This window comes from Mycobacterium colombiense, from assembly GCF_003284935.1.
GTDB classification, from domain to species: domain Bacteria; phylum Actinomycetota; class Actinomycetes; order Mycobacteriales; family Mycobacteriaceae; genus Mycobacterium; species Mycobacterium arosiense_A.
The window spans coordinates 149,800-162,726 of sequence record NZ_QMEV01000002.1 but is presented as its reverse complement, the minus strand read 5'-3'; the positions used below and the strand labels follow the sequence as shown (position 1 = coordinate 162,726).

At 62.4% G+C, this 12,927-nt stretch carries 11 protein-coding genes, 4 tRNA genes and 4 pseudogenes; 11 read left to right on the top strand and 8 right to left on the bottom strand.

Features of this window, described 5'->3' with window-relative positions; translation table 11 throughout:
• Window positions 1-7: 7 nt before the first annotated feature.
• Window positions 8-83: transfer RNA gene (locus DQP57_RS01870), tRNA-Lys, on the bottom strand.
• A gap of 124 nt (window positions 84-207) precedes the next feature.
• On the opposite strand from DQP57_RS01870, the gene DQP57_RS01865 reads away from it, so the two are divergent.
• The 3 genes from DQP57_RS01865 to DQP57_RS01855 all read left to right on the top strand — a co-directional run bounded on the left by DQP57_RS01865 (window position 208) and on the right by DQP57_RS01855 (window position 490).
• Window positions 208-280, top strand: a tRNA-Glu gene (locus tag DQP57_RS01865).
• A 29-nt stretch (window positions 281-309) separates the two neighbouring features.
• A tRNA-Asp gene (locus DQP57_RS01860) sits at window positions 310-386 on the top strand.
• Between the two features lie 27 nt (window positions 387-413).
• Window positions 414-490: transfer RNA gene (locus tag DQP57_RS01855), tRNA-Phe, on the top strand.
• Between the two features lie 341 nt (window positions 491-831).
• Here the strand turns inward: DQP57_RS01855 and DQP57_RS01850 are convergent.
• The 3 genes from DQP57_RS01850 to DQP57_RS01840 are packed head-to-tail and all read right to left on the bottom strand — an operon-like array spanning window position 832 to window position 2,911.
• The gene (locus DQP57_RS01850; protein ID WP_112631166.1) at window positions 832-1,728 is read right to left on the bottom strand and encodes an alpha/beta fold hydrolase; all 897 of its coding nucleotides are present in this window, start codon (window positions 1,726-1,728) and stop codon (window positions 832-834) included.
• A gap of 52 nt (window positions 1,729-1,780) precedes the next feature.
• Window positions 1,781-2,221, bottom strand: a complete 441-nt coding sequence (locus DQP57_RS01845) for a PaaI family thioesterase (RefSeq protein WP_090609845.1) — start codon at window positions 2,219-2,221, stop codon at window positions 1,781-1,783.
• 48 nt (window positions 2,222-2,269) lie between these two features.
• Window positions 2,270-2,911 (bottom strand): TetR/AcrR family transcriptional regulator, encoded by a 642-nt coding sequence (locus DQP57_RS01840; protein WP_205869005.1) that lies wholly within the window; start codon window positions 2,909-2,911, stop codon window positions 2,270-2,272.
• A 129-nt stretch (window positions 2,912-3,040) separates the two neighbouring features.
• On the opposite strand from DQP57_RS01840, the gene DQP57_RS01835 reads away from it, so the two are divergent.
• The 4 genes from DQP57_RS01835 (at window position 3,041) to DQP57_RS01820 (ending at window position 6,946) form a co-directional block, all read left to right on the top strand.
• The gene (locus tag DQP57_RS01835) at window positions 3,041-4,534 is read left to right on the top strand and encodes an acetyl-CoA acetyltransferase (protein ID WP_112631162.1); all 1,494 of its coding nucleotides are present in this window, start codon (window positions 3,041-3,043) and stop codon (window positions 4,532-4,534) included.
• The gene (locus tag DQP57_RS01830) at window positions 4,531-5,628 is read left to right on the top strand and encodes a zinc-dependent alcohol dehydrogenase (protein WP_112631160.1); all 1,098 of its coding nucleotides are present in this window, start codon (window positions 4,531-4,533) and stop codon (window positions 5,626-5,628) included. Before DQP57_RS01835 ends, DQP57_RS01830 begins: the two co-directional genes overlap by 4 nt.
• 59 nt (window positions 5,629-5,687) lie before the next feature.
• The gene (locus DQP57_RS01825; protein WP_112631158.1) at window positions 5,688-6,233 is read left to right on the top strand and encodes a carboxymuconolactone decarboxylase family protein; all 546 of its coding nucleotides are present in this window, start codon (window positions 5,688-5,690) and stop codon (window positions 6,231-6,233) included.
• A gap of 179 nt (window positions 6,234-6,412) precedes the next feature.
• Complete coding sequence (locus tag DQP57_RS01820) at window positions 6,413-6,946, top strand: PaaI family thioesterase (protein ID WP_112631249.1); 534 nt, start codon at window positions 6,413-6,415, stop codon at window positions 6,944-6,946.
• A 31-nt stretch (window positions 6,947-6,977) separates the two neighbouring features.
• Here the strand turns inward: DQP57_RS01820 and DQP57_RS01815 are convergent.
• A pseudogene (locus DQP57_RS01815) lies at window positions 6,978-7,179 on the bottom strand (MMPL family transporter); the annotation flags it as partial.
• Between DQP57_RS01815 and DQP57_RS27590 the strand changes: the two are divergent.
• Window positions 7,177-7,429, top strand: a pseudogene (locus tag DQP57_RS27590) (IS3 family transposase); the annotation flags it as partial. The pseudogenes DQP57_RS01815 and DQP57_RS27590 overlap by 3 nt on opposite strands.
• Before the next feature lie 57 nt (window positions 7,430-7,486).
• Here DQP57_RS27590 and DQP57_RS01805 read toward each other — a convergent pair.
• Together DQP57_RS01805 and DQP57_RS01800 are read right to left on the bottom strand one after the other, a co-directional pair.
• Window positions 7,487-7,945 (bottom strand): annotated as a pseudogene (locus tag DQP57_RS01805) (hypothetical protein); the annotation flags it as partial.
• A gap of 257 nt (window positions 7,946-8,202) precedes the next feature.
• Window positions 8,203-9,396 carry a cytochrome P450 gene (locus tag DQP57_RS01800; RefSeq protein WP_112631154.1) on the bottom strand — a complete coding sequence of 398 codons (1,194 nt, stop codon included), beginning with the start codon at window positions 9,394-9,396 and terminating at the stop codon, window positions 8,203-8,205.
• Window positions 9,397-9,460: 64 nt separating this feature from the next.
• Here DQP57_RS01800 and DQP57_RS01795 point away from each other — a divergent pair, with 64 nt between their 5' ends.
• From DQP57_RS01795 to DQP57_RS01785, 3 genes are all read left to right on the top strand, one after another.
• On the top strand, window positions 9,461-10,042 hold the full coding sequence (locus DQP57_RS01795; protein WP_112631152.1) for a TetR/AcrR family transcriptional regulator: 582 nt from the start codon (window positions 9,461-9,463) through the stop codon (window positions 10,040-10,042).
• 372 nt (window positions 10,043-10,414) lie between these two features.
• Window positions 10,415-11,023 (top strand): TetR family transcriptional regulator, encoded by a 609-nt coding sequence (locus tag DQP57_RS01790; RefSeq protein WP_240631645.1) that lies wholly within the window; start codon window positions 10,415-10,417, stop codon window positions 11,021-11,023.
• A 74-nt stretch (window positions 11,024-11,097) separates the two neighbouring features.
• Window positions 11,098-11,520 (top strand): DUF6188 family protein, encoded by a 423-nt coding sequence (locus DQP57_RS01785; RefSeq protein WP_112631150.1) that lies wholly within the window; start codon window positions 11,098-11,100, stop codon window positions 11,518-11,520.
• Between the two features lie 91 nt (window positions 11,521-11,611).
• On the opposite strand, the pseudogene DQP57_RS01780 reads toward DQP57_RS01785, so the two are convergent.
• Window positions 11,612-12,759, bottom strand: a pseudogene (locus tag DQP57_RS01780) (IS3 family transposase).
• Between the last annotated feature and the right edge of the window lie 168 nt (window positions 12,760-12,927).

The following is a 12,927-nucleotide window of genomic DNA, read 5'->3' as shown; positions in this document are numbered from 1 at the left end:
CGCGTTTTGGTGCCCCCACTAGGACTCGAACCTAGGACCTGCGGATTAAAAGTCCGTAGCTCTACCAACTGAGCTATAGGGGCCGCGGAGATTCAGGATACTTGGACCGAAAACGAGGCTCGTTTGAGGATTGGGCACGCCGTGACCTAAGCTGACGTGGCTCCCAACGAAACCACGTTGCGAGTACCCCGGAGTGATTCGGTTCTGGCCCCCATCGTCTAGTGGCCTAGGACGCCGCCCTTTCACGGCGGTAGCACGGGTTCGAATCCCGTTGGGGGTACGCGACGCGGTGACGCGGAGCAGCAGCAAGGCCCTGTGGCGCAGTTGGTTAGCGCGCCGCCCTGTCACGGCGGAGGTCGCGGGTTCGAGTCCCGTCAGGGTCGCCAAGCGCGGCGAGGCACTCGCTGCCTTCCGGCCAGGTAGCTCAGTCGGTATGAGCGTCCGCCTGAAAAGCGGAAGGTCGGCGGTTCGATCCCGCCCCTGGCCACCAGCGTTGAACAGCACGGACCCGGGCGACAGCCCTCTATGGATGTTTTGGTTTGTCCGGTTCCTGTCCGTTCGCCTGGTTGGACGAGTTCATCGAAGTAACGATCCCTGTAGATGTTCACCGTGACGGTCGGTTCGAGTGCCCCATGGTCTTCTGGACGTAGCGAAGATTGGCCCAAGGGGACCGGGCCGGGCAAAGCTGGGCTACCTGCGGTGTAGGTCGTGAATCGTCAAGGGCGCCAAGTGTGTTATTTGCCGTCTGCAGGGCGCGAGCCCACGGGCCTGGCGACGGCACGTGTTTGATTGAGGAAGCCGCTTTTCGGCGAGTCGACCGCTAATCAGTCCTCACGCCGAAGTCCTCATCGTGCGGTCGAGAAAACCGGCCACGGCGGTAGTGAAGGCGTCGTTGTCGTCCCCGGCAACCATGTGGCCGGTGCCGGAGACATCCATTGTTTCGGCGTGGGGGACAACGTCGAGGAATTCATCGACCGCGTGCTGTGACGTCACGTCCGAGAGCAGGCCGCGCACAAGAAGGGTAGGAGCCTGCACGCGACGGGCACCCTCAACAAGCAGCTCGGTGATGGCGTCGAACTGTTCGGCACCAGTTTCGGGGTCACCTTGCAGGAACTGAAAATTGGAGGTGATGAATGCTGGATCCCACCGCCAAATCCACCTGCCATCGTCGCGTTGTCGCAACACTTTTCGCAGTCCGTCCAGGCTTTCGGGACGGGCGCGGTGCGGATTGTATTGGGCGATGACGTCGGCCGCGTCGTCGAGCGTGCCGAATCCGTCGGGATGGGCGGCCATAAAAGACACAACACGTCGCGCACCGTGAAGCTCCATTCGCGGGGTGATGTCGACAAGAACGACTGCTGACCACAAATCGGCTGGTGCCAGCAGGTGGGCTCCCAAAATGGTCATGCCGCCCAACGACGCACCAACGACCACCGGCGGACGGTCGTCACTCGCGTGTTCGCGCACAGCCAGCAAATCGGACGTGAGTCCTGCGAGTTCGTATCGCCCAGTCGGGTCCCACCCGCTATCGCCGTGGCCTCGGGCATCGTAGGCGACGACGGTGTAACCGCGCGCATGCAACCGGCGCGCCGTGGTGGTCCAAGCGTGGCGGTTTTGACCACCACCATGCAGGAGAAGTACGACGGCGCGGGCGGTGTTGTGTCGGTAGAAATCCGCTGTGAGGGTGACGCCGTCTTCGGTGCGGATTCGCTCGCAGGTAACGGTCATTTGATTAGGCCGTGGTAGCCAATTCGGAAGGCACTCGTGCTCAGTCTTGCCATCATCCGGAATTCCCCCTAGGACTAACCACCGTCACGGTTCCCTGAGCAGCGCATACCGCGCGCCCCGCGTTGGTGACATCGATTCTGGCGACACCGCTACGCTTGCCCAGCGCGATGATCTCGGTGACCGCAACGCACACTCCGCTCGACACGGGCTGCAGCAGGTTTAGCTTGAATTCCGTTGTGGCAACCCATGATCCCGCTGGGATAACCGGATAGAACACCACGCCCAGACAGTGGTCTACCATCGCCGACAAGCATCCGCCGTGGAGATTGCCGAACGGGGTCATCAGGTCGTCCCGAGCATCCATCTCCACAACCAGACGTCCTGCGGCGAATTCGGTGTGGCGAAATTCCAAGTAGCTGGACAGCCCACCCGCGGTTGCCGCAGCATTCTGCAACTCGTCGGCAATCTCTTGGCTGAACTGCTCGAACTTCATGTCTGGAGCCCCTCATCGTTCACCGATACTGCTGACACTAATGAGACATTACTCCGTACTTGTTGCATCAACGCAAGACCGCGTGCTGGTGAGCAGAGGAGGAAGCAGGAATCGTCGTAAAAAAGTATCGAGGCCCTCCGGGCTGCGGTGTCTTGGGCCTTCGACCGTGAGGAGGCTGAGGATGGCCCGCAGTATCCATTCGGCGGCGTCGTCGACCGACACCCCACGCTCAAGTTGATCCCAGTGCGCGGCGAAGACAGGGCGAAGGAACTCGGCGACGAGTTCGAACAAAGCCACCGACGTGCCTTTGGCCAGCCCTACGCCGGCGAGTTCGTCGTCACTGCCGAATAGCAATCCGATTATCGGTTCATGGTGGGCCGCGCGGAGTGTAACCTCGACGAAATCCAGTATCGCCGAGTCTAAGTCGGTATGCGCCGCGATCCGCCCACTAATGCGGCGGAGGTAGCGTTCGGCTGACCGCAGGATAACACCGGAAATGACGGATTCACGACTCGGAAAGTAGCGGTACACCGTGGCGCGGGACACCCCCGCCTGCCTAGCGATGTCCTCCATCGTGGTGCCCGCCGGGCCCTTGCCCTCTAGGCACGCTTCGGCGGCGTCGAGCAGGAGGTCTCGGGCGACGTCACGGCTCGCGGGCGTTGCCGTGCCCCAGCGCAACGATTTCTTCATCACGATGCAAGTATGCAGCCTCGGACCGATCGGAGACTGACGAACCGACCAGTTGTCGGACGGCGATCTGTGTGACAATATCGCAAATATGTCGCACAGAAGACGTCGACGATGAACGCGACCTGACCGTTGGCGATTGCACCGCGCACTCCGGTTGTCGTCGGGGTTGGTGAGATCACACACCGCGACGATAGCGTCGTGGATCCCATCGATTTGGCGTCCGAAGCTGCGCGTCGAGCGTTGCAGGACTCGGGCGCCGCTATCGGGCATCGGATCGATACGGTGGCGACACCGGGGATCTTGATGATTCCGCGTGACAACCCTGCGTCAAGGATTGCCGAAGCGGCTGGGCTGGCGCCAACCCGCCGCATCAGTTGTCCGGTTGGCGGTAATACGCCTCAGTACCGCGTTGAGGTGCTCGGCGGCCACATCTCGCGCGGTATGGGAGACGCGGTGCTGGTCGTTGGAGCAGAAAGCGGCGCGTCAGCCCGCAGGCTCAATTCTGGCCGTGTGCTGCCCGGTCCGAAATCCGTTGATGCGCAGGATGAGTCACTTGGCGATACTCGCCCCGGTCTGAGCGCGGCCGAGACGTGCGCTGGATTGCGTTGGCCGCACGAGGTGTACCCGATCTTCGAATCCGCCATCGCGGCTCGATGTGGTCGGACGTTCGACGAGCAGCGCCGCTGGCTGGGAAGCCTGATGGCCCCCTTCACCCTCGAAGCATCGAGGCATCCCGACCAGGCATGGTTTCCGCGCGCGCGCACTGCCAGTGAGCTCAGCTCGGTGTCGCCAACTAACCGAATGGTGTGCGAGCCATATCCCAAGCTGCTCAACAGCATTATCACCGTCGATATGGCGGCCGCCTTCGTCATGATGGCTGCCGAACTCGCCGACGAAATCGGTGTTCCTCGTGACCGATGGGTTTTCCCCTGGTGCGCGGCCACTTGCAACGACGTGTACTTTCCGGTTCAGCGGCCCGATCTCAGTCGGTCCGCGGGAATTCGCGCTGCCGGACGGGCGCTCCTAGCTGCCTGCAACCTTTCCGCCGATGACATCGGATGGTTCGATTTTTACTCCTGCTTCCCTTCGGCGGTCGAAGTTGCCATCGATGCACTCGATCTCGATCCAGCGGATTCACGCGGGTTCACGGTGACCGGTGGATTGCCCTATCACGGAGGACCGGGTAACAACTATGTCAGCCACTCGATTGCGGAGATGGTTCGGCGCTGCCGAAGCGAACCGGCCGCCCTAGGACTGGTCTCCGGATTAGGTTGGTATATCACGAAGCACTCGTTGGGATTATGGTCGGCGACGCCGCCGCCGACGGGGTGGCAGACACCGGACATGGCCGAAGCGCAGGCCGCGATTGATGCGACTGCGCTTCCGGTCGCTTCTGCCGCCGATGCATCCGGTAGGGCAACGATCGATGGCTACACGGTGGTACACGACCGCGACGAAGGCCCTTCGTGGGTGCCCGTTCTCGCGCGTCTACCCGACGGCCGGCGCGTCGCGGCTCGCAACGACGATGCGAAGGTGGCGAAGGAAATGTCGAAACAGATGTTTGTCGGACGGCATATCAGGTTACGGCCAGGCGACCAGCACGTCGAATTCGAACTGCCATGAAGGCCGACGCGCTCGTGCTGAGCAAGCCGCGCGCTCTTGAGCGGCGCACTTTGCCAGTGCCGCCCGTCGACGGCGACTCCGGAGTCCTTCGGATCGAGGCGTGCGGGCTCTGCGGAACCGATCACGAGCAGTACAGCGGTCACCTGTCGGCGGGCTTCCCTTTCATCCCCGGGCACGAGATCGTCGGTGTCATTGACGCAGTCGGTGACGCCGCAAGCGCGCGTTGGGGCGTGTCGGCAGGTGATCGGGTTGCGGTCGAGGTTTTCCGATCTTGCCGGGAGTGCGACGCGTGCCGCCAAGATGAGTATCGCAGGTGCTCGCGCAACGGTCTGGCCACGATGTTCGGCTTTGTCGATGTAAACATCGATCCCGGCCTGTGGGGAGGGTATGCAACGCACCTGCACCTGCCGTTCGATTCCATGCTGTTGTCGATTCCAGACGGACTCGACCCGATTGTCGCTACGTTGTTCAACCCGCTGGGTGCGGGAATCAAATGGGCTGCCACGCTGCCGGATACAGGGTCGGGCGACGTCGTCGCAGTCCTAGGGCCGGGCATTCGAGGCATCTGTTCGGCCGTAGCAGCGAAGGAGTCGGGAGCGGCATTCGTCGCTATGACCGGACTCGGGCCTCGCGATCGGCCGCGGTTAGCCGCAGCGTGCAAGTTCGGCGTGGACCTGACCATTGACGTGACCCGTGAAGACCCGGTCAAGGCCCTGCAACGAGTGACCGGTCAGCTCGCAGACGTCGTCGTCGACGTCACCGCCAAAGCGCCAGGTGCGTTTGCTGACGCCGTCGCACTTGCTCGGCCAGGCGGGCGCGTGGTGGTCGCCGGCACCCGCGGCGGTGGCGGAGCACCAGGCTTCGAGCCAGACCTCCTTGTCTTCAAAGAATTACGCGTCTTCGGCTCGCTGGGCGTCGATTACCCCGCCTACCGCAGCGCGATCGAGTTACTCGTCTCCGGGCGTTGGCCCTTCGATGAACTGTCCCGGAACGTCACCGGGTTCGGGGGCTTACCGCGACTGCTCGATGTCTTGGCCGGCGCCGAGTCGGGCACGATCCCGGCGCTGCACAGCGTTTTCGTACCGAATGCGTGACAGCGTCAAGTGGCGTATGACCGAAAGGACCGACCGTGGGTAGTGGAAAGCGCATTGCGATGCTCGGCCTGACCGATGCGCGGAAGCGTGCCGCTCAGTGCGGAATTCCCGAAGCGATGGCGGAATTGTCGGTCTTTAGAATCGCCCTGCATCAGCCCGGCGTGGCGGCTGCGTTAAACGGGTTGCTAGAGGCATTGCTGTGGAGGGGTGTGCTGGATGCGCGTCTGCGGGAGCTGATCATCATGCGAATCGCCTGGGTCACCGGTTCGGTCTACGAATGGACGCAACACTGGAGAGTTGCCCGCCTACTCGATGTGCCCGAGCGCGACCTGCTCGCCGTGCGAGACTGGCCGAGCGTGACCCACTTTGGCGATGCCGAACGTGCTGTGCTCGCGGCAACCGACGAGACACTACTGGAGGGAACAATATCTGATGAGACATGGGCGGCTTGTGAGCGTGCGGTCGACGCGGACGCGGCCGTACTCGTCGAACTCGTCGCGGCGATCGGGAACTGGCGCCTGTTCTCCGCCCTACTGCGATCGTTGGATGTGCCGCTCGAAGACGGCGTCGATGAATGGCCGCCTGACGGTGTTCGACCTTCGTGAGGCGACGAGACCCGAGTTACGGCGGTATGCCGCCAGCGGCATCGCAGCGAAGTGTCACTCGCGGTGATTCGGCGCTGCCCTGTGCCAATCGGCGTTCGCTATACCTCGCTGAGCGGTATGAAACATGGCTTGTTTTGGAGAGTAATTGCCGCTACATCCGTGTGGGAAGCGAGGCTCTGATGATCGATCCTCCTGATCCGACCGCTCCACATCGATTGCCGGCACACACGCCCATCTGCATGGGCTGTGGACCCGAGAATCCCAGTGGCCTGAGGCTGGCGGTATACCGGCTGCGCGATGAGGTGTATGCCGATGTGACGTTCGATGAGCGCCATATCGGTGCGCCCGGCCTGGCACACGGCGGGGCGATCGCGGCTGCATGCGACGACCTACTGGGCTTCACCTTATGGATCGCAGGCACGCCCGCGGTCACGCGCAATCTCGCCGTCGAGTATCTGGCGCCGGTTCCGCTTCATCAAACCCACCGCATTACCGCACGCATCAGCGCTCGGCATAGACGTGCGTTGCACGTGCAGGGCGAGGGAGTCGGCAAAGATGGCATCACTAGATTCACTGCTACAGCGATCTTCATCGCCGTTGAGCCCGAACACTTCGCCGCTCACGGAGACATCGCCAGCTTCGGCGAGCTCTTTGACAGGCTTATTCGGTCAGTCGGCGGCCACCGCGAGCATGACTCGGATGAGGGTCCCTGATGCGCGCAATGCCAACTGAAATCGAGGCGTCTCACGCTTCCTGACGTTTGTGTTGCGGCCACCAGCTCGCTTCGCCCAGCAGCGTGGCGATCGCGGGGGCGGTGAGGGTGCGAACGACGAAGGTATCCGGTAGTAGGCCGCAGCCGATGATGAATCCGGCTTGGATCATGATGGCGAAAGAACCGACCATGAGTCCGAATGCTGGCGGCAAAGATGAGCCCGACCGAAGTCACACCGACCGCGGAGCACCTATACCGCACACGCGTTCACCACGCTGTGCCGACAGTTGGGGATTCGGCAGTCGATGGGCCGGGTGGGATCGTGTTTCGACAATGCCGCTAAGGAGGCGTTCTTCTCCTCGCTGAATGGGAAGTGCTGTCCCGCAATAGTTTCCATGTCACTCTCCCAGCGCAGGCTGTGGTTATCGACTGGTGCTACACCTTCGACAATCACCAACGCCGGCACAGCGCCGCCGACGGGTGAATCGCCCTGGAAATCCCGGAGGCTCTGATGTGCCCTGGGCTTATTGGTGTCACCCTACGGCGGAATCTCCGCCGCAACAGGATTGTTGAATCGACACCAATCACGCACGGCGCGTGTTACGAACTCAGGACCGTTGTCGAAGCGTACATAGTGCGTGAGGGCCAAGCAATCCAACATCGACGACGCTGTCGGCATCGATGGAGCGATCCACCTGGATCGCCAGCGCCTCCGAGTGAACTCGTCGTTCACGTTGCGTCGTGGAACGATGTAGCCCCACAACCGTGCAGACACGACGCTCAGACACCCCGAACCGCTCACGCAGGACCGAAACGGCACTACGCTTGCGGTTCGGGGTCAGGAGTTTCCCGCCGAGATCTCCTTGAGCATGTCGATGTCGATGGCCTGGTCGGCGACCAGCTTCTTGAGCCGGCGTTCTCGGCAGAGGAGCTTGTTGCCTTCGGCCAACTTGCGGATGATCTGATCCGGCGTGTGTCGCCGGCGCTTATTCGATACCATGTCGTGGTTGATCTTCCTTGCCCGCAGACCGGGCGACAAAGTCCCACAGCCACTGGACCACCTCAGCGGGCTCACGTCAGTGGGGCCGGCGGCGTCGCTAGACTGACCGGGCTGCGGGCCATCGAGTCGTCGTGATTGTGAGCGCATCGTCGACGACTTCCTCCGCGCACCGCCGCCAGGCCGATGGACTCGCACAACGACCCGCCGCCCGTAAACGTCCTTGCCGCAGCGGCCGTTCCGACTAGTACGCGGCGCGGCTAATTTGGCGACCAGGAGATCGGCAACGACAGATAACCTCGGATGGGTCCCGACCGCAGGCGCTGCGCGCGCTCTAGGTCGACCTCCCAATTGGGCACGCGGGCCAGCAGGGCGCGCAAGGCAATCCGGGCCTCCATCCGCGCTAACGACGCGCCGAGGCAGAAGTGAATACCCCGGCCGAATGCCACTTGGTGTTCGGGTTTGCGCCCAATGTCAAACACGTCGGGATCAGCGAACACGCGTTCGTCGCGATTGGCCGAGCCGAATAACAACAGCACTGATTCACCGGCGGACATCCTGACGCCATGCACTGTGACGTCGCGGGTCAACGTTCGCGAAAGTCCTTGCGCCGGTGAGTCATACCTGAGCAGCTCCTCAACAGCTGCCCCGAGCAAGGTCTCATCACCGGCCAGCCGACGTCGGATGTCGCGATACTCGGCCAGTACCACCGCGGAGTTGGCCAGCAGATTCGACGTCGTCTCATGTCCCGCGATCAGCAGCAGCAGGCAAAAGCCAAGCAGCTCGTCGTCACTAAGTTGCTTTCCGTCGATCTCGGCACACACCAACGCTGACATTAAGTCGTCGCGGGGTTGGCTGCGGCGGTCGGCGAGGAAATTGGTGAAGTAGCCATAGATCGCGGCCGCGGCTGCCAATGCCTCACCGGTCTCGCCGTGGGTGGGATCAGACTGCACCAGCGCGTTCGACCACTGTCGAAATTGTGTGCGGTCCTCGCGCGGCACACCGAGCAAATCAGCGATCACCATCGCCGGTAGTACAGCTGCGAACTCGGCGACGAAATCGGCCGAACCTGCTTCCTGGATCAGACCGGCCGTCAGGTGGTCGGCGAGGTTCTCGACCCCGGTCGTCAGAGCTGCAATCCGCCGCGGGGTGAATGCCTTGCTCACCAAAGCCCGCAGCTGGTCGTGCCGCGGGGGATCCATCAAAATCATCATGGGAAGCAGCGACCGGCGCATGGCCGAGCCAGGTGGAGTCGGAAATACTCCGTCGACCGACGAGTAGCTGTGATGGTCCAGCAGCGCGCTGATGACATCTGCGTGGCGACTAAGCACCCACGTGTTGGTATCTGGGGCGTGGTACACGGGTGCCTCGTCGCGGAGCTGCCGGTAGACGGGGTAGGGGTCGTCCTGAATTTCCGCGTCGAAGGGGTCGTATCGAAGCTGAACCGTCGACATAGCGTCTCCCGCCGCTCTGCAAAACATCGGTTTAAACTGAGAGTTTAAACCGAGGGGAGGGTTCATGCGTAAGATTCCCGGTCAGATTGCCGACCGGTTGCCGGCTGCGGCCGAACTGTTTGCCGAGCGCGGGCTCAATGACACCAAGATCGAAGACGTGGCCGCGACCACGGGCATCGCCAAGGCCACGCTCTACTACTACTTCGCCGGCAAAGAAGAAATACTCGCCTTCCTGCTCGAAGACGCCCTACAACAAGTCGCGCACGAAGTCACCGCGATCGTCGAGGCAGACGGCGACGCAGCCCAACGCCTGCACGCCGTCATCAGCGCCCAACTGCGCGTGATGGCCCAGCGGCCCGCTGTCTGTCGCGCCCTCATCGGAGAACTGGGCCGCGCCGCCCGCATGCCCGTCATCGGGGACATGATCAGCACTGCCTACTTCGAACCCGTCGAAACTTTGCTTCGCGCGGGCGCCGCCGACGGCTCACTCGTGGCACTCGACAAGCCGAGAGCTGCCGCCATCGCCCTATTCGGTGCGGTCACCACCAGCGCGCTGACCTACCTCATCACAGACGATGCGCTCAACGAAGATCTGATCGCGCGAACAATCCACGACGTCTTGTTTACCGGCCTACGGCCACGCTAACTGCCCCCGCAGACGTTCAGGCTGCTTTCTGCATTATGGTACGAACAGTAGCGTAGCGAAACCGACAGTACTAGGGGACTCTCTTGCTGGTGTCGCGATGTCGGGGGCCAAGGCAGGCGACGCCGATTGCACTGAAATGGCCGTCGCCTCAAGAATATCCGCGAGCAGCCGCGGCCACGGGCGTCCGCCAATCGGGCTCAGGTTCCACACCGGTTCGGCCCGGCGCAAATTCGGCGCTCGCTAAATCCCTCACCAGACAATGCGCTCGCACCTGCCATTCTTGGTGCTGTCCCGGTTGTCGACATCCCACTGAGAAAGGGCGACCCGCAAGCATCAGCTTGCTAGGCTCATCCCCGAGTAGAGGTGTTCGTCTTGTTCGCTGAGGTAGAGGCCGCGATGTCTCTTCCAGGGGCGCACACCGCGGGCAGCGCAGCAGTCCTCGATGCCACCCGTGCGGTCGCAACGTTGGGCGGCTTCAAGGCGGTCCATTTCAAATCGGTCGCCAAGCAAGCCGGCGTTAGGGTCGGGTCGGTCTATGACCATTTCACGTCGAAGACCCACCTGTTGGTGACGTTACTCGCCCGTGAGTTCGTGCGGCTGGATCAAGAACGCGACTGGAGCACGTGTGCGGCGTCCCCGATCCGGCGATTGGAATCCTTGACTCGCCGGCTTCACGACGAATGGCAGCAAAATGTGAAGCTCACCGAGGCGGTGGTTCGCGCATTCGTTATTGCTGGCACCGATGAAGCGCTGGCGGCGCAGCATGCCGCCGATCTCATCGAATGCATGCTGGCGCGGGCGCTTAGTGGTGGCACGCCAAGGCCTCATGAGCGGCAGGTTGCCGGGCTCATCATTGATATCTGGCTGGCCAACTTGATGGCCTTCGTCGGCGGCCGGGCGACAGCGGAGCAGTCACGCGAGTGCATCGACCGAGCTATGCGACTTCTTCTTGATGTGCGGGCGGGTGCCGCCGATTTATAGCAATACCGACCGTATCGCTGCGATACTATAGGTACTATAAGTGTGGCTTCGCTGACGAGTCGAAGGGGGCGGCTATGCCCACACAGTGGATCGAGCAGTGCACTGTTCAGCGAGTCTCACTGCACGAAGGCCTGGTACTCGATCTCGACGATTACAGCGAGCTCGTAATCTCCCGACCGATGCGACTAACGCTTCCTGCCATAGGCGCCTGGCCCGAGGAAGAGGTATTGATCGACCCCGTCCACCTTTCGCCCGAAGAGCGGACATTGTTGGACCTGGCCGGAGCGGTATGCACGCGGGCCTGGTTCGACGATGACGGGTCGCTGCATCTGGAGTTCTCCGGGGGACACCGCATCGATGTCTCGCCGGACGCAGCCGCGACCGCATGGGAACTGTATGGCAAACGCCACGGCTACATGGCGTGTCTGCCCCGGGGCCGAGTTCGAGCGGTTCGGCACGATCTTCCGACGGAGGACGACGACTCAGTTACTAGCTGAATCTCTATGCCCAGGACGGAGGGCGTAGGGGTCTGCTGCATGAACAGGTGACATCTTGACCTGACCTACCTGTTGGGTTCCAGTGGTGTGGCTAACTGACGGCGGTGAGTGTGTCGTTGGTGAAGGATAGTTCGTATTCGATCGGGGTGCGGTAGCCCAGGGCTGAGTGGCGGCGTTGGCGGTTGGGGAAGATCGCGAGGTAGTCGAAGATCGCGTTGGCCAGCTCGACGCGGGTGTGCCATTCTCTGCGGTCGAGCGGTTCGATCGGCATGGAGGACCTGAAGCTTCCATCATGGCGTTGTCGAGCCCGTCGCCGACTGTGCCGAAGGATGGAACGAGTACAGCGGCACGGATCTTTTCGCCGAAAACCCATGAGGTGAACTGGGTTCCATGATCTGCGTGGACAATGCCGCCGGCGGGTGGGCGGCGGTTGCGGATGGCCATATCGAGTGCGTTGACCACGAGCGTGGAATCGGCCCGCGAATCGATGGACCACCCGACGATACGGCGGCTGAACGCATCAAGGACAGCGCAGCAGTACAGCCATCCTTCCCACGTGCAGTGTTGGGTGATGTCGGTGACCCACAGCTCATTTGGGCGAAGCCGGTGGAACTTGCGGTTGACCAGATCATCGGTGGTGACGACCCCGCGCAACCGTTTGAGGCGGGTCGGTCCGGGCGCCCGTAGATGCCCGCGCGGGTCATTAGGACCGACACTGTGCGCGGGCACACCGTGATACCCATGCCTAGGGTGACCTCGGCGTGGATGCGGCGATAGCCGTAGGTGCCGCGGGAGGCGACGTGGACTTCGCGGATCAGTCCGGTCAGCCAGTGGCGGCGCAGCTGGGTCGGGGTGGTCGGTGTGCGTTTGTGCTTGTAGTAGTTCTGCCGTGTAATGCCAAGGACCTTGCAGCAGCGGTCTACGGGTGCCCCGGCGTCGACGAGTCGGTCGATCACCGGGTAGAGCCTTTTGGGCGGGACATGTCCTCACCCGAGAACTTGGCGGCTTGGCGCACGATGGACAGCTCGGTCTCCAGCTCGTGGATCCGGCGCCGAGCAGCGCGCAGTTCGGCCGATTCGCTTGTCGGGACACCGGGGCGGACGCCGCGTCGATGTCGTCTTGTTTGAGTCACTTCGACAGCGTGACCGGGTGAATGCCCAGATCGTGCGCTGTCTCCTGCGCTTGCCGCACGAGCGCGATCGCGCGGGCACGGAACTCGGCAGGATAAGCACGAGGCATGCCTGTAAGCCTTTCCGTAGAGGCTGTCAGTTAGTCAGTGAATCTGGAACCTAAACGGTGGGCCAGGTCAAAACTGTCCCCGATCGTGCAGCAGACCCGTTAGCTGGCTGTGGCGCAAGGTCAGGTAGGTCAACAACCGGCCCGCAGTGCTGCCGCACTGAGCATCTG